General features: G+C 73.6%; 18 protein-coding genes. 9 read left to right on the top strand and 9 right to left on the bottom strand.

The features are described 5' to 3' along the window. The first annotated feature begins 94 nt into the window (after positions 1-94). The 3 genes from KMS84_RS01735 (at position 95) to KMS84_RS01725 (ending at position 3,034) form a co-directional block, all read left to right on the top strand. On the top strand, positions 95-577 hold the full coding sequence (locus KMS84_RS01735; protein WP_285893027.1) for an RNA polymerase sigma factor: 483 nt from the start codon (positions 95-97) through the stop codon (positions 575-577). A 222-nt stretch (positions 578-799) separates the two neighbouring features. Next, positions 800-1,936 (top strand): C40 family peptidase, encoded by a 1,137-nt coding sequence (locus KMS84_RS01730; protein ID WP_256914187.1) that lies wholly within the window; start codon positions 800-802, stop codon positions 1,934-1,936. Between the two features lie 276 nt (positions 1,937-2,212). Next, positions 2,213-3,034: a class I SAM-dependent methyltransferase gene (locus tag KMS84_RS01725; RefSeq protein WP_256914186.1), complete on the top strand. Its 822-nt coding sequence runs from the start codon at positions 2,213-2,215 to the stop codon at positions 3,032-3,034. Between the two features lie 21 nt (positions 3,035-3,055). On the opposite strand, the gene KMS84_RS01720 is transcribed toward KMS84_RS01725, so the two are convergent. Next, the gene (locus tag KMS84_RS01720) at positions 3,056-4,246 is read right to left on the bottom strand and encodes a PP2C family protein-serine/threonine phosphatase (protein ID WP_256914185.1); all 1,191 of its coding nucleotides are present in this window, start codon (positions 4,244-4,246) and stop codon (positions 3,056-3,058) included. Positions 4,247-4,402: 156 nt separating this feature from the next. Between KMS84_RS01720 and KMS84_RS01715 the strand changes: the two genes are divergently transcribed. Further along, complete coding sequence (locus KMS84_RS01715; protein WP_256914184.1) at positions 4,403-4,696, top strand: ArsR/SmtB family transcription factor; 294 nt, start codon at positions 4,403-4,405, stop codon at positions 4,694-4,696. Continuing rightward, positions 4,693-5,079 carry a VOC family protein gene (locus KMS84_RS01710; protein WP_256914183.1) on the top strand — a complete coding sequence of 129 codons (387 nt, stop codon included), beginning with the start codon at positions 4,693-4,695 and terminating at the stop codon, positions 5,077-5,079. Before KMS84_RS01715 ends, KMS84_RS01710 begins: the two co-directional genes overlap by 4 nt. An 11-nt stretch (positions 5,080-5,090) precedes the next feature. Here KMS84_RS01710 and KMS84_RS01705 read toward each other — a convergent pair whose 3' ends face one another. From KMS84_RS01705 to KMS84_RS01685, 5 genes are all read right to left on the bottom strand, one after another. After that, positions 5,091-5,522, bottom strand: a complete 432-nt coding sequence (locus tag KMS84_RS01705; protein ID WP_256914182.1) for an STAS domain-containing protein — start codon at positions 5,520-5,522, stop codon at positions 5,091-5,093. Next, complete coding sequence (locus KMS84_RS01700) at positions 5,519-6,601, bottom strand: cobalamin B12-binding domain-containing protein (protein WP_256914181.1); 1,083 nt, start codon at positions 6,599-6,601, stop codon at positions 5,519-5,521. Before KMS84_RS01700 ends, KMS84_RS01705 begins: the two co-directional genes overlap by 4 nt. Beyond that, positions 6,598-8,247: a PP2C family protein-serine/threonine phosphatase gene (locus tag KMS84_RS01695; protein WP_256914180.1), complete on the bottom strand. Its 1,650-nt coding sequence runs from the start codon at positions 8,245-8,247 to the stop codon at positions 6,598-6,600. The genes KMS84_RS01700 and KMS84_RS01695 overlap by 4 nt, the downstream gene beginning before the upstream one ends. A 197-nt stretch (positions 8,248-8,444) precedes the next feature. After that, complete coding sequence (locus KMS84_RS01690) at positions 8,445-8,870, bottom strand: SRPBCC family protein (RefSeq protein WP_256914179.1); 426 nt, start codon at positions 8,868-8,870, stop codon at positions 8,445-8,447. A 132-nt stretch (positions 8,871-9,002) separates the two neighbouring features. After that, positions 9,003-9,362 carry a MerR family transcriptional regulator gene (locus KMS84_RS01685; protein WP_256914178.1) on the bottom strand — a complete coding sequence of 120 codons (360 nt, stop codon included), beginning with the start codon at positions 9,360-9,362 and terminating at the stop codon, positions 9,003-9,005. Between the two features lie 602 nt (positions 9,363-9,964). Here KMS84_RS01685 and KMS84_RS01680 point away from each other — a divergent pair. The 4 genes from KMS84_RS01680 to KMS84_RS01665 all read left to right on the top strand — a co-directional run bounded on the left by KMS84_RS01680 (position 9,965) and on the right by KMS84_RS01665 (position 15,171). Beyond that, positions 9,965-10,801: an alpha/beta fold hydrolase gene (locus KMS84_RS01680; protein WP_256914177.1), complete on the top strand. Its 837-nt coding sequence runs from the start codon at positions 9,965-9,967 to the stop codon at positions 10,799-10,801. 22 nt (positions 10,802-10,823) lie between these two features. Then, on the top strand, positions 10,824-11,357 hold the full coding sequence (locus tag KMS84_RS01675) for a TetR/AcrR family transcriptional regulator (RefSeq protein ID WP_256914296.1): 534 nt from the start codon (positions 10,824-10,826) through the stop codon (positions 11,355-11,357). Positions 11,358-11,461: 104 nt separating this feature from the next. Then, the gene (locus KMS84_RS01670) at positions 11,462-13,603 is read left to right on the top strand and encodes a DUF4139 domain-containing protein (protein WP_256914176.1); all 2,142 of its coding nucleotides are present in this window, start codon (positions 11,462-11,464) and stop codon (positions 13,601-13,603) included. 8 nt (positions 13,604-13,611) lie between these two features. Then, positions 13,612-15,171 carry a mucoidy inhibitor MuiA family protein gene (locus KMS84_RS01665; protein WP_256914175.1) on the top strand — a complete coding sequence of 520 codons (1,560 nt, stop codon included), beginning with the start codon at positions 13,612-13,614 and terminating at the stop codon, positions 15,169-15,171. A 74-nt stretch (positions 15,172-15,245) separates the two neighbouring features. On the opposite strand, the gene KMS84_RS01660 is transcribed toward KMS84_RS01665, so the two are convergent. The 3 genes from KMS84_RS01660 to KMS84_RS01650 are packed head-to-tail and all read right to left on the bottom strand — an operon-like array spanning position 15,246 to position 20,481. Continuing rightward, positions 15,246-17,288, bottom strand: a complete 2,043-nt coding sequence (locus tag KMS84_RS01660; RefSeq protein ID WP_256914174.1) for a PQQ-dependent sugar dehydrogenase — start codon at positions 17,286-17,288, stop codon at positions 15,246-15,248. Between the two features lie 11 nt (positions 17,289-17,299). Beyond that, positions 17,300-19,681 (bottom strand): alpha-galactosidase, encoded by a 2,382-nt coding sequence (locus tag KMS84_RS01655; RefSeq protein ID WP_256914173.1) that lies wholly within the window; start codon positions 19,679-19,681, stop codon positions 17,300-17,302. An 11-nt stretch (positions 19,682-19,692) separates the two neighbouring features. After that, on the bottom strand, positions 19,693-20,481 hold the full coding sequence (locus KMS84_RS01650; RefSeq protein WP_256914172.1) for a polysaccharide lyase family protein: 789 nt from the start codon (positions 20,479-20,481) through the stop codon (positions 19,693-19,695). Between the last annotated feature and the right edge of the window lie 96 nt (positions 20,482-20,577).

Here is a 20,577-nt window from a genome sequence, read left to right as displayed (position 1 = left end):
CGCACCACCGGACACGTCCCACCGAGGGGGAGAAGAAGTGGAGATCAGCAACGCGTCCTGTCCGACGCCATCGCGCGCGGACGACGACGAGGGAATGAGCCCGGGCGAGTTCGACGCCTCGTTCACGGCCGACATGCCGCGGCTGCGCAGGCGGCTCCTGGCGCTGACGGGCAATCCGCACGACGCCGACGACCTGGTCCAGGAGACGTACCTGCGGCTCTCCCGGCGGGCCCGCGCCCAGAGCCTGACCCAGCAGCAGCACCCGTACGCCTACACGTGCGCCGTCGCGGCCAACCTGCTGCGGGACTCCTGGGCCCGGCCCTCCCGGCGCGAGCACACCACCGACCGGCTGCCGGAGGCCGGCTGGGACGGCGGACTCGGCGTCTACGAGGCCTCGGCGACGGCGCTCTCGCTGCTGAGCGTGCTGTCCGAAAAGGAGGCCGCCGCGGTGATTCTCGTGGATCTGGAAGGCCTCAGCCACGACACTGCCGCGCAGCGGCTCGGCGCGCACCGCGGCACGGTCCAGCGCAATCGCATGCGCGGCCTGGCCAAGATGCGCGCGGCACTCGTCCGCTAGCCGCACGCGTCCGACGGCCGCACGCGCACACCCACCGACTCGTCCACCCGCAGCGTCCGTCCGACACCGGCACTCCTCCACCCGCAGTACTCGTCCTCGAGTCACCCGCAGCACTCGTCCTCAAGCCGCGTGTCGCATCCCACGGGGGTGGGTGCGACACACCCGTTCCTCCCCGCCGTCACCGCAGACGCCGGTGACGCACGACGACGAAGGAAGAGTTCCTTGAAGATCACCAGCACGCGCCGCCGGACCAGCGGCGCGGTCCTGGGCGCCTCGGTACTGGCCCTCTCCGCGTTCTTCTCGGCCCCGGCCCACGCCGCGCCCGACGCCTCCTGCGGCGTCCTCGCGCCGGGTGCGTCGACCACCGCGCAGGCCGCCGTGTCCGCGGCCTGCTCGCAGATCGGCGTCTGGTACAGCTGGGGCGGCGGCCACGGCGCCACGCCGGGCGCGACCTACGGCTACTACGACGGCTCCGACCCCGACAGCGCCCACGACAACGAGCGCAAGGGCTTCGACTGCTCCGGTCTGATGCGCTACGCCTACTACCGGGCGACCGGCAAGGACCTGCTCAACGGCACGGCGAACGACCAGTTCCACAGCGCGCAGGCCTCGGCCCGGTTCTCCGCCGCCCAGGGCACCGCGCCGCTGCTGCCGGGCGACCTGATGTTCTGGGGCGCCGGGCACATCCACCACGTCGCCATGTACCTGGGCGGCGGGCAGATGGTCGAGGCGTACGAGTCGGGCACGCACATCCGGGTCGCGCCGGTCCGCACCGGCGGCGACTACGCCGGCGCGGTCCGGATCAACGGCTCCGGCACGCCGACCCCGCCGCCCGCGGACGGCGGCACGACCTTCGAGACCTGGGGCACGGGGGTGCGCACCCACTCCACGCCGAGCGTGCGCTCCTCGGTCGTGGACACCTTCGCGGGCCCGACGCAGGTGTCGGTGCAGTGCCAGGAGCACGCGGAGACGGTGACCGCCGAGGGCTACACCAACGACATCTGGTCGAAGCTGGCCGACGGCTCGTGGCTGACCAACATCTACATCAAGGGCCCGGCCGAGCTGCCCGGCATCCCGGACTGCGGCGGCAGCACCACCCCGCCGCCGACCGGGGGCAGCAAGGCGCACCAGACCTGGGGCACCGGGGTGCGCACCCACGGCGAGCCGAACGTGAACGCCGCGGTCGTCGACTACTTCGCGCAGCCGACGACGATCAACGTGGTGTGCCAGGCGCACGCCCAGGAGGTGACGGCGGAGGGGTACACCAACGACGCCTGGTCGAAGCTGACCGACGGCTCCTGGCTGACCAACATCTACATCAAGGGCCCGGCCTGGCTCTCCGACGTCCCCACCTGCTGAGGCCGCGCGCGCCGGCGGACGGCCCGGGGCCGTGCGGTCGGCGGAACGGCCGCAGGGCCGATCGGCCCAGACGCGGCGAGCCTCGGGCGGCCGGGCGGCCGCTGGTGGAGGATCGCCGGGGCGGCGGCCCGCGAGGGGCGCCGCCCCGGTACCGCCCGCCCGTGTGAGGAGGCCCGCCATGACCGTGTCCGCCGCCCCGCCACCCGACGGCTCCCGCGCCCGCCGCGTCGGCGGCCCCCCCGACCACCTGTCGTCCGCCGGCCCGCGGACGACGCCGTGACCGCCGGCCGGCCCGGGGACGCTCAGGGCGACGGCCGGTACGGCGAGGCCGTCTTCCGTCCGGAGCAGGCGGGCGAGGGCGAGCGCATCGACTTCGGCGCGCTCGCCTACGACGACATCACCATGGCGCGGCTGCGGGCGCTCGGGGTCGGCCCGGGGTGGCACTGCCTCGACGTGGGCGCGGGCACCGGCACGGTCTCCCGGCGGCTCCTGGAGGAGGCGGGCGTGGCGAGCGTGCTCGCCGTGGACCGCGACACACGCTTCCTCGACGCCCGGTCCACGCCGGGGCTCGACGTGCTGGAGGCCGACATCACCGGTCCGCGGCCGGTGCCGGGCCGGTTCTCCCTGGTACACGCCCGTTTCGTGCTCATGCATCTGCCCGAGCGCGACCGCCTGCTGGGCACGCTGGCCGAACTCGTCGCGCCCGGCGGCCTGCTGGTGCTCAGCGACGCGGTCGACCTGACGAGCGACCTGGCCCCGGCCACGCCGTACAGCACGGCGATGCGCGCGATGTGGCAGGGGCTTCGGGCCACCATCGGCACCGACGTCTCGTGGGTGCCGTCCTACCCGGCGCTGCTGCGCGGGGCGGGGCTGCTCGGGGTCGCCGCCGAGATCCATGTGCCGCCGCTGACGCCGGGCAGCCCCCTCAGCCGCTTCTGGGCGGACACCTGGGAGCGCAGCAGGACGGCGATGATCTCCACGGGGCTGGTCGACGACGACGGCGTCGACGCGGCGGTCCGCTACCTGGCCTCCGAGGACTGCGCCGCGTTGTCGGCCGGCATGCTCACCGCCTGGGGCCGCAAGCCGGGCGACCGGTGACGCCCGCGCGGCGGGCCGGGGTCAACGGACGGCGGCGCGTCCGCCGCCGTCGGGCCCGTGCCAGTCCAGGCACAGGACGGTGGCGTCGTCCCTCACCCGGCCGCCGCAGGCCAGGGCGACCTCCTGGACCAGGGCGCGCACCACCTCGCGCGGGTGCTCGCAGGCCGTGCCGCGCAGGAGCGCGGGCAGGTCGACCGTCTCCGCCTCGCGTTCCTGCATGCCGTCGGTGTAGAGCAGGAGGCGGTCGCCGGGCCGCAGGTCGACGTCCTGCACCAGGTACCGGCCCTGTCCGACGACGCCGAAGGGCAGGTTCACGGTCAGGCGCAGCGCCTCGACCGTTCCGTCGCGCAGCCGCAGCGGCCAGGGGTGGCCGGCGTTGACGAGCTGCGCGCCCGTCCCGTCCAGGGCGACGCGCAGAAGCTGTCCGGTGGCGAAGGTCCGCCGGCCGTGGTCGAGGAGCGCCTGGTGGGTCTGGCGGGCCTGTTCGGCGAGGTCCACCCCGGCGCGCCGGGCGCCGCGCGAGGCGTTCACCAGCAGGGTGGCCATGAGCGAGGCGTCGACGTCATGGCCCATGGCATCGGTGATGGACAGGTGCAGGGTGTCCTGGTCCAGGGAGTAGTCGTAGGTGTCGCCGGCGATGTCGGAGGCCGGGACCAGGGCGCCGGCGAGGGCGAATTCGTCGGCCTCGCAGGAGGGGGCCGAGGGCAGCAGCTGACGTTGGATCTCGGCGGCCAGACTCACCGAGGTGGTGCGGTTGCCCCAGTGGTAGAGGTCGGTGAAGCGGCGGTCGGTGACGATGATGTACGCGAGCGCGTGCGCGGCCTCCTCCACCTGTTCCAGGATGTCCTCGGTGACGTCGGCCAGGAAGAGTTCCAGGACGCCGATGGCGTCGCCGCGGTTCGTGACGGGCGCGAGCACGCGCTGCCCCTGGCCGCCCTCCGGCGCCCGCACCGGCTTCTGGGTGCGCAGGACCTCGTCGTAGACGCTGCTGCCGGCGAGGGGGACCTGCCCCGCGCGGTGTCCGTCCTGCCCGGCGGTCATGTCGCTGACCCGCAGCAGTCGCCGGCCGACCACGTCGAGGAAGAGGAACGACACATAGCGCGCGCCGAACCGGTCGCGCAGGTTGCGCGCGACGACGTCGAGGGAGCCCACCGGCGCGGCGTCCTCCGCCGCGGCGAGCACCTCCGCGAGTCCGATCCGGTCATGTGTCACTTTCGCCTCCTCGGTCACCGACTCTCCTTCCCCCCGTCACGCGCGCCTCACATGCGCGACCGGGATGTGAGGCGCGCGACCTCGACGGGACACGAGCACCCGCTGCGGGGCGACTCCGCTTGATAGGCAAGTCGACGCTTGCCTATCATGGGCGTCATGGCCGAGGACGTCTTCAGGGCGCTGGCCGACCCCACCCGCCGGCGCATCCTCGACGAACTGGTGGAGCGGGACGGCCAGACACTGTTCGAGATATGCGCACGGCTGGTCACCCGGCACGGCCTCGGACTGTCCCGCCAGGCGATCAGCCAGCACCTGGCCGTTCTGGAGTCGGCGGGGCTGGTGGTCTCCCGGCGCGAGGGCCGGTACAAGTTCCACGATCTGAACACCGAACCCCTTGAGCGCATCGCGACCCGGTGGCTCAGGCCCGACCCACGGGAGAGCACCCCATGAGGATCCACCTGTCCAGCGTCTTCGTGGACGACCAGGAGAGGGCGCTGCGCTTCTACACGGACGTGCTGGGCTTCGTGACGAAGCACGACGTCCCCCTCGGCGAGCACCGGTGGCTGACCGTGGTGTCGCCGGAGGATCCCGACGGCACGGAGCTGCTGCTCGAGCCCTCCGGCCACCCCGCGGTGGGTCCGTACAAGTCGGCGCTGTTCGAGGACGGAATCCCCGCCACCTCCTTCGCCGTGGACGACGTGCGCGCGGAGTTCGACCGGCTGCGCGGGCTCGGGGTGCGCTTCACCCAGGACCCGCTGGAGATGGGCCCGGTCACCACCGCGGTCCTGGACGACACCTGCGGCAACCTGATCCAGCTCGTGCACAGCGAGTAGCCCGGACCCGTTCAGGACACCGGGGCGGCTTCGCCGCCGCTGTCACCGATCGCGGACGACGCCGACGCCGACTCCGGCTCCGCGCCCGGGCGCGCACGCTGCGTCAGATAGTCGGCGACGCCGGTGACGTGGAGCATGCGGGCCAGGAACTCCGGCTGGTGGTGCAGGTGCAGGCTGATCCCGGCGGCGTGCGCGCGGCGGCGCACGCCGAGCAGGACGGACAGCCCGCTGGAGTCGAAGGCGTTCAACTCCGCCCAGTCCAGGTGGAGGTCGCGCAGGGTGGGACCGTGCTCCTCGGCGTGCTCGCGCAGCATGTCGAACATCGTCAGGGCGAAGTCGTCGCCGCTGTCGTAGTCGAGGTCGCCGCGGACGGCCACGCGCAGGGCGCGGGCGTCGGCGGCGCACACGGTCACGGAGAATTCGGTCGGCTGGTAACGGGTCATGCGGGGATTCCTGGGACGGGAGGGGCGGACGTCAGGGTGTCGGCGGCCGCGCCGAGGAAGGCGAGGGCGCGCGGGAAGTCGTGCAGTTGCCCGGCCAGGACGCTCAGCCCGAGCGCCAGGCCGTGGGCCGGAACGCCGCGGGCGGTCAGGACGTCCGCGGTCCAGGCGACGAACGTGGTGAACAGCGCGCCGTCGTCGACGTAGAGGGCGGCGGTCAGGAAGTCCACGATGTGGGCGAGGTCCTCGGCGGTGCGTTCCCGTTGGACCGCACTGTAGGAGCGCATGGCCGGCCAGCGTTCGTCCAGGGCTGCGAGCGCCTGCCGGACCAGCACGGTGCGGCTGTTCCTGACGAAGGTGTACTCCTGGTCGGCCAGGTGGGGGAGGTCGTCGATCTGGAGCCGTCGGCTCGCCTGCGGCACGGGGACTCCCTCGGCGAGGCGGTCCGCCGCGGCGCGGGCGTCCGAGGCCCATTCGTCGGCCTGGATGAGGCGCGCGTAGCGGCCGCCGGGGCCGAAGGCGGCGCCGCCGACCATGACGGGGACGCCCAGGGACTGCACGGCGGTCACCGCCTTGTGCGCGGCGGGCAGATGGGTCGGGATCGACGCCGACAGCAGCACGGCGACGGGGTTGGTCCGGTGGACGTGCTCGATCAGGTACGGGGTGGGGGTGTGGGCGCCGAGGAAGTCGACCCGCCACCCGCGACCGGTGAGGACCTCCGCCAGCAGCCGGGCGGGCAGGACGTGCCACTCGCCGTCCACGCAGGCCACCGTCACCCGCCCGCGCGTGCCGGGCTCGGACACCGCGGCGCGGCGGTGGGCGAGGGCGGCCACGACCCGGTCGGTGATCGCGCTGGCCGCGTGTTCCTCGGCCACGCTGATCCGGTCGGCGGCCCATTCGACGCCCACCCGGTGCTGGACCCGTGCGACGACGTCCAGCAGCAGCGCCTCCTCGTCCGCTCCCGCGTCGGCCGCCGCGCACACCGTGCGCACCGCGGCCGGCTCGTCCCTGTCGGTCACGGCGGCCCACAGCCGGTCCATGAGCCGCTCGGCGTCGGCGACGCGGGCGGTCTCGGCCGTCATCGCTGCTCCCGGCGACGGCGCCGGTCCTCGTGGCCGTCGACGATGCGCAGCGCGCCGTGGCCGCCTGTGGGGTTCGTGATCGCCAGCGTCGCCAGGTCGTCGTGGCGGCCTTCGCCCAGCCACTGCGCCACCAGCATCTGCACCCGCTCCACGATCGCCTGGGCCGGCATCCGCGCGCACTCGCGCAGCGCCTCCTGAAGGCGGGGTTCGCCGTAGAGCTGGTCGCCCAGCGGGCCGCCGCGGGCCTCGGTGATCCCGTCCGTGTACAGCAGGCACGTCTCCCCCGGCGCGAGGACGACGTCCGTGCTGCGCGCGGTGACGTGGGGCAGCGCGCCCACCAGGGTGCCGCCGGTGTCGGCCTCCTCCACCCGGCCGTCGGCGCGGACGATCAGCGGCGGCAGATGCCCGGCGCTGGTCAGCCGCAGCTCCACGTGCCCCGAGCGGCGGCGCACGGAGGCCAGCACGAGCGTCGCGAAGCGTGTCTGGTGCGCGTGCAGCAGGGCGTCGTTGAGCAGGCCGAGGACCCGCTGGTGATCGTCCGCGAGCGGCAGGAGCGCCTGGAGCACGGTGCGGATCTTCCCGGTGAGCACGGCGGCCTCCAGGCCCTTGCCGGCCACGTCGCCCAGGACGACGAAGGTCTCCTGGGCGGGGTCGGCGGCCGGGTGGACGTCGTAGAAGTCGCCGCCGACGCGTTCGTGGTCCTGCGACGCGCGGAAGGCTCCCGCGTACTCCACGCCGTGGACCCGCTCCAGTCGGGGCGGCAGCAGCTCCCGCAGCAGGGTGGCCGTGATCGACGCCTGTTCGGCGTACAGGCGCGCCGCCGAGAGGGCCGCGCCGGCCCGTGCCGCGAACAGCCGGGCGAAGACCTCCTCGCCGTCCGTGAACGCGCGTTGGGTGCTGGAGCGCAGCAGGACGAGCACGCCGGCCGGCACCCCGTGTCCGGGCAGCGGGGTGACGATCACCGATCCGATCGGGCCGTCGAAGCCGGGCGGGACGACCCAGTCGGGGAGGCCGTCGGGGTCTATCCAGCGGGTGGGGACCGGCGGGAAGCCCTGGAGCGCCTCGGCGAGGCCGGGCACGGTCGTGGCGTCGACGTGCGCCGCGGTCTGGGTGACCGGGCCGCCCGCCTGCGCGTACGTCAGCCAGTGGCGGCGCCCCTGGGCGGGGGCGACGATGAGCGCCGCGTCGGCCAGATGATCAGCGGCCATCCGCGCAGTCACCTCCGTGCAGCGGTCCACGTTCAGCGACGACAGCAGGGCGCCGGACACCTCCGCCAGCAGCGCCGTGCGTTCCCGTTCGCTGCGCAGCGCCTGCTCGGCGGCGCGCTGACCGGTGTCCTCCAGCAGCCACCAGACCACGTTCCCGCCCTCGCCGGGCGAGGGGTGCGCCGCGAAGGTGCGGTGCGCCACCGCGCCCGCGACGAGGGGCGGCGCGTCGGCCGATCCGAGGCGGCCGTGGGCGTGCGCGAGCCAGAGGGGAAGGCCGCCCGGCGCCGTGTCGTCGTCGGCCTGGCGGGCGAAGAGGTCCCGGGCCGCGTCGTTCGCCTCGACGACGCTCCCCTCGCCGTCCAGGACGACGACGGGACAGGGTGCGTCGCTCCATGCGGCGCCGCGCGGGCGCTCGGAGGTACCCGGAGAAGGAATCACAAGCGGGGGAACGCGTAGCGCACCCCACCACCTCTCTGCCACTCGAAAAGAATTGCCGTCCGGCAACCATCCCTCATCCGCTGGTCCCATGCAACGTCCGGCCGAAATCCCCCCGATTCCCCCACATCGGGCCCGGCGGCTCAGGCGCGCGCGGGAGCCCGCCGTGGGGGGCGCGGGGCGCCCGGCGACCGCGCGGGTCAGGACGCCGCCGTCTTCTCGGCGAGCTTCTGGAACTGGCCGAGGTCGTAGTTGGCGAGGACGGAGTCGAGGTTGGTGAGGGCGCCGAGATGCTCGACGAACCCCTTGGGGTCGTACTCGATCTGCACGGTCACGCGGCTGGCGGTGTCGCTCAGCCGGTGGAAGGTGACCACGCCCGCGTGCTCGACGCCCTCCACGGTGTGCCAGGCGATGCGGTCCTCGGGGACGACCTCGGTCAGTTCGGCCACGAAGTTCTTGTCGGCTCCGGGCAGTTGCAGCTGCCAGGCGAAACGGCGGCCGTCCATCGGCTCCACCAGACGTACGTGGCTCAGGAAGGACGGCCACCGCGTGACGTCGCTCCACAACTGCCAGGCGACGCTGACGGGGGCTTCGACGTCGACGGTCTCCACGAGGGACGCGGACATGTGCACCTCTCCCGGTCGGGTTCGGGGCCGTTCCCCGAAACACGCGGTGTGCGGAGCGGATACCCGCACCGCCGGGGCGCACACGGCGGGGCGACGGCCCGTGGGACGACCGGGACCGCCGCCCGCCGGCGATCAGGAAGAGGTGGCGGCGGTCGGACCCGCCGGCTGCGCCGTGCCGTCCTGGGCGCGCAGTTGCTCGTTGATGCGCTGGGCCTCCTCGAGCTGGTCCTCGAGGATGACGATGCGGCAGGCGGCCTCGATGGGCGTGCCCTGGTCGACGAGTTCGCGGGCGCGGCCCGCGACGCGCAGCTGGTATCGGGAGTAGCGGCGGTGTCCGCCTCCGGAGCGCAGCGGGGTGATCAGCCGGTGTTCGCCGAGGGCTCGCAGGAAGGCGGGGGTGGTGCCGAGCATCTCGGCAGCCCGGCCCATGGTGTAGGCGGGGTAGTCGTCGTCATCGATGGGGGCGACGGAGGGGGTACTGCGAGGGGGCATAGACCTCTTCTTCCACAAGACGCGTCGGGGGGCCCGGGCGCCATGCCGGCACCCGGGCCCCGAGCCTTCAACACCATCTGCCGGCCGACTTCGCCGGAATTTTGTTCCGCAGGGGACACCCGAGAGGGTGCTGCTGCGGGGATCGCGGATGCGTGACCGGGGACCACCTTCCCATCGGGGGCCTGCGGTACCCGGGCGAACTGTTCCCTCGCCCGGGCGATCCTGATGGCGTGCGCTCCTCACCTTCGGTTGATCGGTTGCACTGCTGGATTCCACGGGTACTGCTCACGGCCCGCACGGGCCGCCTCTGCCTGCGTGGCGGCATCGTGCCGCCACGCCCACTTCGTTCGCCTTCGACTTTCTCGGTATGCCAGAAACTCTAGCCCTGGAGAGGGTCCATGTCTACTCCGGCCACTACAGATTTTCTCCCGGACCGAACGGACCGCCGACGGACCGCCGACGGCCGGCCGCTGCCCTGCCGAGCCGCCCCCGCCGCCGCCGCGATGAGCCCGGCCGACCCCTCGGAGAACGACGCCGTGGACAACCCAGGCTAATGCGATTAGCTTTTGGCTAACGCCATTAGCCGAGCATCTGGGGAAGCCATGACCGAGTATCTGACCGTCGACGGCGGCACGATCGCTTACGAGGTGGCGGGCTCCGGGCCGCTGATCGTGCTCGCGCACGGCATGGGCGACAGCCGCGCCGCCTACCGTGCGGTCGTCCCCCAGCTCGTCGCGGCGGGCTACCGGGTCGCCGCCGTGGACCTGCGCGGCTGCGGCGAGTCCGGCGCCGACTGGGCGGACTGGAGCCGCACCGCCATCGCGGGCGATCTGCTCGCCGTCGTCCGCCACCTGGGCGGCCCGGCCGTCCTCGTCGGCCACTCCGTGTCCGGCGGTGCGGCCACCATCGCCGCGGCCCGGGAGCCCTCCCTGATCACCGCCGTCGTCGAGCTGGCGCCCTTCACCCGCAAGCAGTCGCCGCGCCTCGGCGACCTGCGCGTCAAGCGCTTCCGGCAGGGCATCCTGCGGCTGCTCGGCACCAGCGCGTTCGGCAGCGTGCGGCTGTGGCGCTCCTACCTCGGCGTCGCCTATCCCGGGGTCCGGCCGGCCGACTGGAGCGAGCGGCTCGCGCTGTTCGAATCCCGGCTGCGCGAGCCGGGCCGGATGAAGGCCATGCAGGGCATGGGCCGCAGCGCCCCCACCGACGCCGGCGCCCAGCTCGGGGCCGTCCGCTGCCCGGTCCTGGTCGTGATGGGCACGCTCGACCCCGACTGGGCCGACCCGCGCGCCGAGGGCGCTGCGATCGTCGACGCCCTGCCCTCCGGCCTCGGCCGCGTCGAGATGATCGAGGGCGCGGGGCACTACCCGCACGACCAGTTCCCCGAGCAGGTGGTCTCCCTCGTGCTCGCCTTCCTCCGCTCGGACGCCGCCCGTGCCTAGGGCCGGCCTGGATTCCGCCGCCGTGGTCGCGGCGGGCGCCGCCCTGGCCGACGAGGTGGGCCTCGACCGGCTGACGATGGGCCTGCTCGCCGAACGGGTCGGCGTGCGCACCCCCTCCCTGTACAAGCACGTGGGCGGCCAGGAGGACCTCACCCGCCGCATCGCGGCCCTGGCGCTGGGCGAGGCCGCCGACGCCGTCGGCGTCGCCGTGCAGGGTCGCGCCGGACGCGACGCGCTGGCGGCCGCGGCCCGTGCCTTCCGCGCCTTCGTCGTGGAGCATCCCGGGCGGTACGCGGCCACGATCGGCATGGAGCCGTCCGGGCCGGACGACCCGCTGGCCGCCGGGGGCGCCCGGCTGCTGGACGCGTTCACCGCCGTCCTGCGCGGCTACGAGGTGGCGGAGTCCGACGTGGACCACGCCCTGCGCATGCTCCGCAGCCTCTGCCACGGTTTCGCCACCCTTCAGGCGGCGGGCGGCTTCCAGTGGAGCGCCGACGTCGACGAGAGCTTCGAGTGGCTGATCGCCTTCGCCGACCGGGGCCTGCGCGCCGGCTGAGCCCCTCGCTGCGGGGCGACCACCGGGCACGGCATTCCCGTGCGCACGGCCGACGGGCCGCAAGTAGGCTTCACCTCCAACCGGCGTGACGGGGGACGGAGCACATGACGGCTGAGACGGCACAGCGGTGGGGGTCGGCCCTCGACGAGGTCGTGGTGTACGCGCAGGGGGCGGTCTGCCGCCGGCTGGCCCGCGGCACGGTGCCGCCGGACGGCCGCGTCCGGGTGACGGGGCTGCCGCGCTCGCTGGACCCTGGATCCCTGCGGGCCCGGGTGAGCGGCTCCGGCGCGGTGAGCGTCGTCGAGGCGCGGCTGGAGGTGGAGGCCGAACCGCTCGACGCGGCCGACTCCGACGCGCTGCGACGCGAGGTGGAGCTGCGGCGCGACGAGTGGGCGGCGGCGCAGGGCCGCCGGGACCGGCAGCTCGGTCTGATCGAGGAGGTCGGGGCCGTCCGCCCGGTCCCGCCCGCCCGCCGCCGGGAGGACCCCCACCGCCGTACCCCCGTGGACGCGTGGCTGGGCCTCGCCGACTTCGTCGACGAGCGGCTGACGTCGCTGCACACCCGTCTCGCCGAGCTGGAAGAGGCCCTGGAGCGCGCCGAGCACGCGTTCCTGGTCGCCTCCGACCGGCTCGACCGCGCCTCCACCGACGCGCCGCCCGCGCAGGTGCGCACGACCGTCTCGGCGGTCCTGACCTTCGGCGCCCTCGTCGACCCGACGCCGGCGGGGGCGCGGGCCGGAGCAGCAGCCGAGCCCGAGGGCGAGCTGGAGGTGGAGATCGAGTACGCGGTGCCGGGCGCCGTGTGGGCTCCGGCCTACCGGCTCACCCACCGTCGGGGCGAGGACAGCGGCCGCCTGGTGCTGCGGGCCTCCGTGGCGCAGCGCACCGGCGAGGACTGGACCGGCGTGCGCATCGCCCTGGCCACCGCGGACCTGCGACGCCGCACCGACCTGCCCCGGCTCCGCTCGATGCGGATCGGACGCCGTCAGCCCTCCCCCGCGCCGTCCGGCTGGCGCGAGCCGCCGGCCGGCCTGGCCGACCTATTCGCCGGGTACGACGCGGCAGGGACCCGCCCCGACGGCGTCGAGGCTCCGATGGCCCGGGCGATGGCCAAGGGCCGGGGCGAGCCGGTCCTGGTGGGAAGCGCGGGACCACCGGCGGGCCATGGCGAGTCCGCGGACCACGACGGCTTCGCCGGCTACGGCGCTCCCCCGCCCCCGCCGCTTGCCGGCGGCCCTGCCCCGGCCGCGTCCTTCGGGCCGGGCGGCGGGGCGCGGCAGCGCGGCGGCATGATGCCGGCGGCGCCCGCCGCGATGGTCCCGACGGCCTCCGGCCGGCCGATGGCGCCACGGTCCGCCGCGCCCGCCGCCCCCGGCTCGGCGGTGCCGCCGCCCACGCCCCCGACCGGTCCGCCGCGGCCGAGCGGCGACGAGCTGGACTACCCCGCGCTCGTCCTGAGCGGCCCCGAGGAGCAGGGCGGCCGGCGCGGCCGGCTGTTCCCCGACGTCCCGTACGACCCGGTGGCGGCCGAGTACCGCCGCCGCGCCGAGGCGGTGGCCGCGCTGCCGCTGCCCGGTCACGCCGTGCCGCCGCGGGTGTCCGCCGGATCCTTCGACCACCGCTTCGACGCCATCGCCCGCACCGACATCCCCTCGGACGGCGCCTGGCACACCGTCACCGTCGGCGAGATCCCGGTGGACCTGCGCACGGAGTACCTCTGCGTGCCGTCCGTGGAGCAGACGGTGTACGGCACGCTGGTGCTCTCCCACTCCACCGGCCAGGCGCTGCTGGCCGGCCCGGTGGAGGTCGTCGTCGGGGACGACTTCCTGCTGACCGCCGCGCTGCCCACGCTCGCCCCGGGCGGTGTCTGCCGGGTCGGGCTCGGCCCGGCCGAGGGCATCGGGGTCACCCGCCGCACCACGGTGCACGAGTCGACCTCGGGCCTGCGCAACTCCACGACGGTCCTCGATCACCGCGTCCACGTGGAGCTGGCCAACCGTCTCGCCGGGCCGGTCACCGTGGAGGTGCGCGAGCGCGTCCCCGTCACCTCCGACGCGGACGTGCGGATCGAGGAGCGGGCCGACTGGTCGGCCCCCCGCGACGACACCGGCACGGAGCACCACACCCCCGGCACCCGCGTCTGGCGGGTGGACCTGCCCGCCGGCGGCGCCACCGCCCTCGACGGCGGCTACGAGATCCGCATCCCGTCCGCCAAGGCCCTGGCCGGCGGCAACCGCAGGAGCTGACACCGCCCATGTCCACGGCACCGGAGCCGATCCCCCTCCCCGTCACCGCCGTCACCTGCCTGGAGGACCGCGCGCACGTCGAACGCACCGCCGAACTCGATCTGGAGGCCGGGGTCCGGCGCCTGCGGCTGGGGCCCGTCAGCGCACTGGCCGTCGACCGCACGCTGCACGCCGAACTGACCGCGCCCGGCACCGCTTCCGTGCTCGACGTGCGGATCGTGCGCAGGTGGCGGCCGCGCGGACCGCGGCCGACCGACGACGACAGCGCACTGCGCCACCGCATGACCGCCCTGGAAGCGGAGCTGGAGGCCCTCGGCCGGCAGCGCGAGCGACTGGGGACGCGTCTGGACGTGCTCGGCCGTCTCGCCGCCGACCTGCTGCGGGAGATCGGCGAGGGCGCCGGCTTCGGGGAGAGCGAAGGACCGCGCTGGCATCGCGAACTCGACCGGGTGGACGCCGAGCGCGACGCCCACGGTGAGCGACTGCGCGCCGTGGAGGCCGAGTCGGCCGCCCTGCACGCCGAACTGGACGAGATCCGGCGGGTCATGGACCTCGCCGGGGCGGAACCGCCCGAGCTGATCGGCCACGTCGAACTGACCGTCGAGGCGGCGGCCGCCGGTCCGGCCACGCTGCGGCTGAGCCATCTCACCCCGTGCGCCCTGTGGCGGCCCGCGTACCGGGCCGTGCTCGACGACGGCTCCCTCGCGCTGGAGACCGACGCGATGGTGTGGCAACGCACCGGCGAGGACTGGTCGGACGTCCGGTTGACGCTGTCGACGGCGCGCTCCGCCCTCGCGACCGAGCCGCCCCGGCTCGGCGAGAACCGGCTCGTCCTCCAGGACCGCACCTCGGCGGAACGCCGCACGGTCGAGGTGGAGGTGCGCGAGGAGGACGTCGCCGACCTCGGCCCGGCCCCGGTGCTCGGCCTGCCGGGAGTCGACGACGGCGGCGAAGTCCGCGTGCTGAGCGCCCCCGCACCGGTCTCCGTGCCGGCCGACGGGCGAGCCCACCGGGTGCCGCTGTCGGCGTTCACCACGACCGCCGGCATCGAGTACGCCTGCGCGCCCGAGCTGTCGCCGCTGGTCACCGAGGTGGTCCGGTTCGACAACCGGTCGGGCCACGCGCTCCTGGCCGGCCCCGTCGACCTGGTCCGCCACAGCGGGTTCAGCGGCCGCGGCGCACTGGAGTTCACCGCCCCGGGCGCTGCCGTGGAGCTCGCCTACGGCAGCCGCGACGACCACCGGGTCGTCCGGCAGACCGAGGAGACCCGCGACACCTCCGCGATCACCCAGCGGACCGTCGTCACGCGCACCGTGCGGCTGCACGTCTCCCGCTTCTCCACCCCCGGCGAGCACGGCGACCAGACGGTCGTGGTGCGCGAGCGGATCCCCGTCTCGGAGGTGTCGGCGGTGCAGACCCGCGTGCGGGAGGACGCCTGCTCGCCGGTTCCCGACGGGGTCGACGCCGACGGCATCGCCCGCTGGAACCTCGTCCTGCCGCCCGGCGGCCGGCGCACGGTCACGCTGGTCTACGAGGTTTCTGCGAGTGCCAAGGTCACCGGGCTCTGATCCCGCCGGGCCGGCTCCGCATCCGCAGGAGGCGGAGGCGGCGCCGGCCCGGGAGAACGGCCGTGCGGGAGGCCTCAGTTGCCGATGGTCACCCGGAGGATCTTGTCCGAGCCGTCCGCCGCGCCCCCGTTGTTGTCGCAGTTGGTGGTCGACAGCCACAGCTGGTCGGCTCCCGGCACCTTGGTGACGGTCCGCAGGCGGCCGTACGTGCCGACGTAGTAGGCCGTCGCCGTGCCGACCTTCTCCGAGTCGCCCTCGATGGGGACGCGCCACAGCCGTTCGCCGCGCAGCGACGCCATGTAGACGGAGTTGCGGACGATGGCGATGCCGCTCGGCGAGGCCTCGGAGACGTTCCAGGTCTTCTTCGGGTTGGTCATGCCGGCGACGTCGCACGAGCCTTCGCAGGTCGGCCAGCCGTAGTTGGCGCCCGGTTTGATCAGGTTCAGCTCGTCCTTGGAGCTGTTGCCGAACTCGGCCTCCCACAACCGTCCGTTGCGGTCGAACGCGAGGCCTTGCGGATTGCGGTGGCCGTAGCTGTAGACGTAGGTGCCGAACGGGTTGCCGGGCGCGGCCCTGCCGTCCGTCGTCATGCGCAGGATCTTGCCGTTCAGGGAGTTCTTGTCCTGCGCCAGGGCGGGGGTCTGGGCCTCGCCGGTCGAGACGTAGAGGTAGCCGTCGGGGCCGAAGGCGAGCCGTCCGCCGTTGTGGTAGCGGTTCTTCTTGATGCCCTGGAGCAGGATCTTGTAGCCGGTCAGCGAGTCGCCGTCGTACGTCATGCGGACGACCCGGTTGCCCTCGGACGCGGTGTGCATGAAGTAGACGTAGTGGTCGGAGGCCCACTGGGGGTCGACGGCGACGCCGAGCAGGCCGCCCTCGCCGTCGGTGGTGACCGTGTTCGGGACGGTGCCGACCCGGGTCTTCGTGCCGTCCTTGGTGACCTTCCAGACCCGGAAGTCGTCCCGCTCGGTGACCAGGGCGCTCTTGCCGTCGGGCATCCAGTGGATGCCCCAGGGGATGGTCCAGCCGGTGGAGGACGTGGTGACCGAGGACGGCACGCCGCCGTCGTTCGTGCACGCCTTGGTCGTGAAGCTCACCGTGTCCGTCGGTGCGGACGCGTTCCCCGCGGCGTCCCGGGCGACGACGTTCAGACTGTACGGGCTGTCGCAGGCGAGCCCGGTGAGCGTGGTGGACGTGCCGCCGGTGACCGTGTCGTAGACGGTGGCGCCGCTGCGTACGTCGTAGGCGACGACCGCCCGGTCGTCGGTGGAGGCGCCCCACGTGAGGTCGGCGCTGTTCGCGGTGACGTTGCTCGCGGACGGCGTGCCCGGCCTGCTCGGCGGGGTGGTGTCGGAGCTGGGCTTCGTGGTGCAGTCCACGACCGGGCTGGCGAGCGAGGTGTTGCCGGCGGCGTCACGGGCGATCACCGTGAGGTCGTAGCCGGTGTCCGGGGTGAGCCCCGTGAGTGCCTTGGAGGTCGAACTCCCGGGCGCCTCCCCGATCTTGTTGCCGTGCTCGTAGAGGTCGTACGCCGTCACGCCGACGTTGTCGGTCGAGGCGCCCCAGGACAGGGTGAGGCCGTTCTCGCCGATGTCGGAGCAGCTGGGCTGCCCGGGGCGGGTCGGGGCCTGGGCGTCGGCGGCCGCGTCGAGGCCGATGCGGTCGAGGTTGGGGCCGCCGCCGGCGGTGGTCGCGGTCGCCCGGATCCTGTCGGTGCCCGCGGTCAGCGGGACGGTCACCGTCTTCGTGGCCCAGGTGTTCCAGTCGGCGGTGGACGGGAAGGAGATGCCGGAGGCGACGACCGTCCCGTTGACGGAGATGTCCATCGGACGGTCGACGGCGGTGCCGTTGGCGTACCGGAGGGTGAGGGCGGACGAGCCCGCAAAGGCCACGCTCACCGTGAACTCCACGGACGAGCCCTTGACGTTGGTGTAGTCCACGAAGCCCGTGCCCGTGTAGCCGGTGTGGTTGGCGGCCACGGCGCCCTGCGAGATCACGGCGTCCTCGGCCTGGTAGTCGGTGGCGGCGCGCGCGGCGCCCTGGCCGAGCACGGCGAGCGGCAGCGCGAGGACCGCGGCGACGCCGTACGGCAGAAGTCTTCTGATGTCTTTGGTGGTCACGGAAGTTCCCCTCAGCCCGTGTACTGGGTGAAGACCTTGAGGTAGTCGTACGGCTGCTGCGACACGCCGCTGCACGAGTCGCCGTCGGCGCCCGGACCGCAGGCCCGGTCGCGGTTGACGGCCCAGTAGGTGAGCCGTCCGATGTGGTGCTGCCGGGCGTAGGCGAGCATCGTCCGGAAGTCGGCCAGGCGGACGCGCTCACCGGAGTCGTCGGTCCTGCCGTTCATCGACGACAGGCCGGTGTGCGCGTAGGCGGTCGCGTCGCTGTAGCCGAACGCCGACTTCACCCGGGCCTTGAGGCCTTCCATGGCCTGGGTGGTGAGGCTGCCCATGTCCGTGGCGCCGCCGCCGAAGTCGAACGGCATGATGCACCAGACGTCGTTCGCCAGACCGGAGTTGGCGGCGCGCCTGATCATGTCGACGCCGGTGGAGTCGGGGCCGCCGGACGTGGTGCCGAAGGTGATGACGGTCTTCAGGCCGGGGTTGTTCGCCTTGACCGTCCTCAGCGCGTCGACGACCCGCTGCCGCACGGTGGCGTTGGACCATTCGGTGTTCTCGATGTCGACGTCGAAGGCCTTCAGCCGGTAGGCGTCGATCACCTTCTGGTAGGCGCCGGCGAGTGCGGAGGCGCTGGAGCACTTCTCGCCCAGCTTGTCGCCGCTCCAGCCGCCGACGGAGACGACGACGTCACCGCCCGCGGCTCTGATCGCGTTGATCGTGGACTGGTCGCTGCCGCCGGTGAGCGGGCGCGAGCCGTCCCACTTCGGGTTGCAGCCGCCGTCGGAGAGGATGAAGGCGAGGGTGAACCACCTGACTCCGGTCGCCGACATCACGGAGGCGGGCTTCTGCGGGTCGCCCCAGCCGAGGTACTCGTAGGGGGCAACGGCGAAGCCGGGGGGCGACGCGGCGGCCTTGGCGGCCGTCGCCGAGCCGACGGGCCTGACGCGTACGAGCCGGGTCTCGCCGGGGCGCAGGGTCGCGCTGTAGGAGCCGGCGATCACGCCCTTGTGGGACCCGGACCAGAGGTCGCTCACGTCACCGGACCCGCTGAACCCGACCTGCGACCAGTTCACGCTCACCGTCGCGCTGCCCGAGGCGGCGGTGTTGAACAGCGCGACGACGTACTGCCCGTCGCTCTCCTTCTTGCTCCAGACCTCTTTCGCGCCGCTGTCGACGATCCGCCGGGCGGCGACCCCGTCCTGGTCGACGCCGGTCAGCCGGTCGTTGGTCAGCATCGCCCTGTCGACGGAGTCCAGCTGGGTCAGGTCGGTGCCGAGCAGCAGCGGCGCCGCCGCCATCGCCCAGAGCGTGAAGTGCGAGCGCCGCTGGTCGGCCGTCAGGCCCACCCGGTCGCCGTTGCCGATCTCCAGCGAGTCCAGGTCGTTCCAGCCGCCCGGACCCGCGTACGGCTGCCAGGCCGCGGCGGAGTCGAAGCGCTTGGAGACGTGGGACCAGTCGGTCAGCGGATAGCCGCTGCCGTTGCTCCCCGGCCCGCAGTAGCACTCCACGTCCCCCTGGGTGCGCCAGCTGTTCGCCAGTCTGCGCCAGGTGGGGGCGTCGGCGATCGGCAGGTTGTTGGAGAGGGCGAAGGCGATGGGCCGTCCGCTCGCCCGTAGCGCCTCGTCCCAGGCCTCGACGTCGGGGATGTCGGCGCTGCCCACTCCGTCGATCTTCAGGTAGTCGACGCCCCACGAGGCGAACTGCCTGGCCCACGAGTTCACGAACTCCTGTGCGCCGGGCTTGTCGTAGTCGATGGCGTACATGTTCTTGCAGTTGTAGTTCTTCTCCGTCTTCGACGTGTCCGCGATGTCCTTCGCGTGGTACGGGGTCCCCTCGATCGGGGTGTTCCGGCTGACCGCGTTCCTGGCGATGCCGGGGGTGACGTAGAAGCCGAACTTCAGGCCCTTGGAGTGGACGCGGTCGGCCAGCGCCTTGATGCCGCCCGGGAACTTGGCCGGGTCCACGCTCCAGCGGCCGTAGGAGTCGACGACGAAGCCGTTGTCGTCGCACTTCTGCCAGAAGTCGTCGAGGTTGACGTAGACGAAGCCGTGGTCCTTCAGGCCGCTGGACACCAGGGCGTCGGCCTGGGCCTCGATCTTCGCCTCGGTCGGGGTGCGGCGTACGAAGCTCCAGCTGCTCCAGCCCATGGCGGGGCGCAGTGACCGGCCGTTGTCGGACGCGGGGGCCTGCCGGGCGGCGGCCGGAAGGACGGGGTGCGGGCGGACGGGTTCCGGGCGGGCCGCGGCCGGGAGCGCCACCGCCGAGGCGATGAGGATCCCGGCCAGGGCCGGGATCAGGGCTCTGACACGCAGGAGGCCCGTGCCGCGCAGTCGCGGCGGCCGGCCCTTCCTGCCCGGAAGGGGGGTGTGGGGTTCTGCGGTGGGGGGTTTCATGGGCCGGCTCCTCACCCGAGTCGGTAGCCGCGGAGGTTGGTGAGCAGGAGGTAGGTGTCCTGAAGGGAGCCCGAGGTGTCGCCCAGGGAGCGGTAGATGCCCCACTTGGGGCGCACCCGGTCGGCGAGGAAGGTGTCCACCCCGGTCTTCGACGCGTCGACGACGGTCGAGCCGCCGTTCCTGAGGATCCAGCGGACCGAACCCGCCGAGCCGTTGCCGACCTTGATCTGGAAGTCGACGTCCGTCCAGGTGTCGTGGAGCGGGTCCAGGTCGGTGCGGCCGACGAGGATGTCGTCGACGGCGAGCTTCAGCTCGATGGTCTGCCGGCCGTTCACGCGGCGCAGGGACTGCACGACGATCGGGGAGGTCCCGTTGCCGGGCTGCTTCATCTGCATGATGTGCGTGAAGGTCGTGGTGGCCTTCAGCGAGCTCGGGATGTACATCGAGTAGGTGACCCGCCAGGTCTGGCCCGAGGTCCATTTGAGGTAGTCGTCGCCGCTGCCGTTGCGCAGTCCGGTGACTTCCTGGCGCTGGCGGTCGGTGGAGGTGTCCCGGTCGGACGTGTGCATGTTGAAGCGCCAGTTGTCGCCGGTGGCGAAGATGTGGGGCCGGGCCGACGGGTGGGAGTTCGCGCGGTCGTCCTCGACGGTCTCGAAGGCGCGCAGACCGTCGCGGCTCGCGGACGGCGCCCACTTCTGCTGCCAGGACGCGGCGTGCGCGGTGCCGGGCAGACCGGCGACCGTGGTCGCCGCGGCGCCGCCGAGCGCCGCGCCGAGCAGGCTTCTGCGAGATGTGCTCATGGCTGACTCACCTCGTTCTGCGGGGGGGGGATGCCACGCCCTCGCGGACGCACGGTCGGCGGGGCGCGCAGGGACGAGCGGTGGCAGGGGGTGGGG

Origin of the sequence: Streptomyces hilarionis, assembly GCF_024539675.1 — a bacterium.
GTDB classification, from domain to species: Bacteria; Actinomycetota; Actinomycetes; order Streptomycetales; family Streptomycetaceae; genus Streptomyces; species Streptomyces hilarionis.
Note: the sequence above shows the minus strand (reverse complement) of the source record. Positions and strands in the feature narration are given on the sequence as shown.

Coding starts and splice junctions, on each gene's coding strand:
- KMS84_RS01715 (WP_256914184.1), top strand. CDS start 4,403: ATGGCCGAGGACGTCTTCAGGGCGCTGGCCGACCCCACCCGCCGGCGC.
- KMS84_RS01665 (WP_256914175.1), top strand. CDS start 13,612: ATGTCCACGGCACCGGAGCCGATCCCCCTCCCCGTCACCGCCGTCACC.
- KMS84_RS01685 (WP_256914178.1), bottom strand. CDS start 9,362: ATGCCCCCTCGCAGTACCCCCTCCGTCGCCCCCATCGATGACGACGAC.
- KMS84_RS01700 (WP_256914181.1), bottom strand. CDS start 6,601: ATGACGGCCGAGACCGCCCGCGTCGCCGACGCCGAGCGGCTCATGGAC.
- KMS84_RS01690 (WP_256914179.1), bottom strand. CDS start 8,870: ATGTCCGCGTCCCTCGTGGAGACCGTCGACGTCGAAGCCCCCGTCAGC.
- KMS84_RS01680 (WP_256914177.1), top strand. CDS start 9,965: ATGACCGAGTATCTGACCGTCGACGGCGGCACGATCGCTTACGAGGTG.
- KMS84_RS01710 (WP_256914183.1), top strand. CDS start 4,693: ATGAGGATCCACCTGTCCAGCGTCTTCGTGGACGACCAGGAGAGGGCG.
- KMS84_RS01655 (WP_256914173.1), bottom strand. CDS start 19,681: ATGAAACCCCCCACCGCAGAACCCCACACCCCCCTTCCGGGCAGGAAG.
- KMS84_RS01705 (WP_256914182.1), bottom strand. CDS start 5,522: ATGACCCGTTACCAGCCGACCGAATTCTCCGTGACCGTGTGCGCCGCC.
- KMS84_RS01670 (WP_256914176.1), top strand. CDS start 11,462: ATGACGGCTGAGACGGCACAGCGGTGGGGGTCGGCCCTCGACGAGGTC.
- KMS84_RS01650 (WP_256914172.1), bottom strand. CDS start 20,481: ATGAGCACATCTCGCAGAAGCCTGCTCGGCGCGGCGCTCGGCGGCGCC.
- KMS84_RS01735 (WP_285893027.1), top strand. CDS start 95: ATGAGCCCGGGCGAGTTCGACGCCTCGTTCACGGCCGACATGCCGCGG.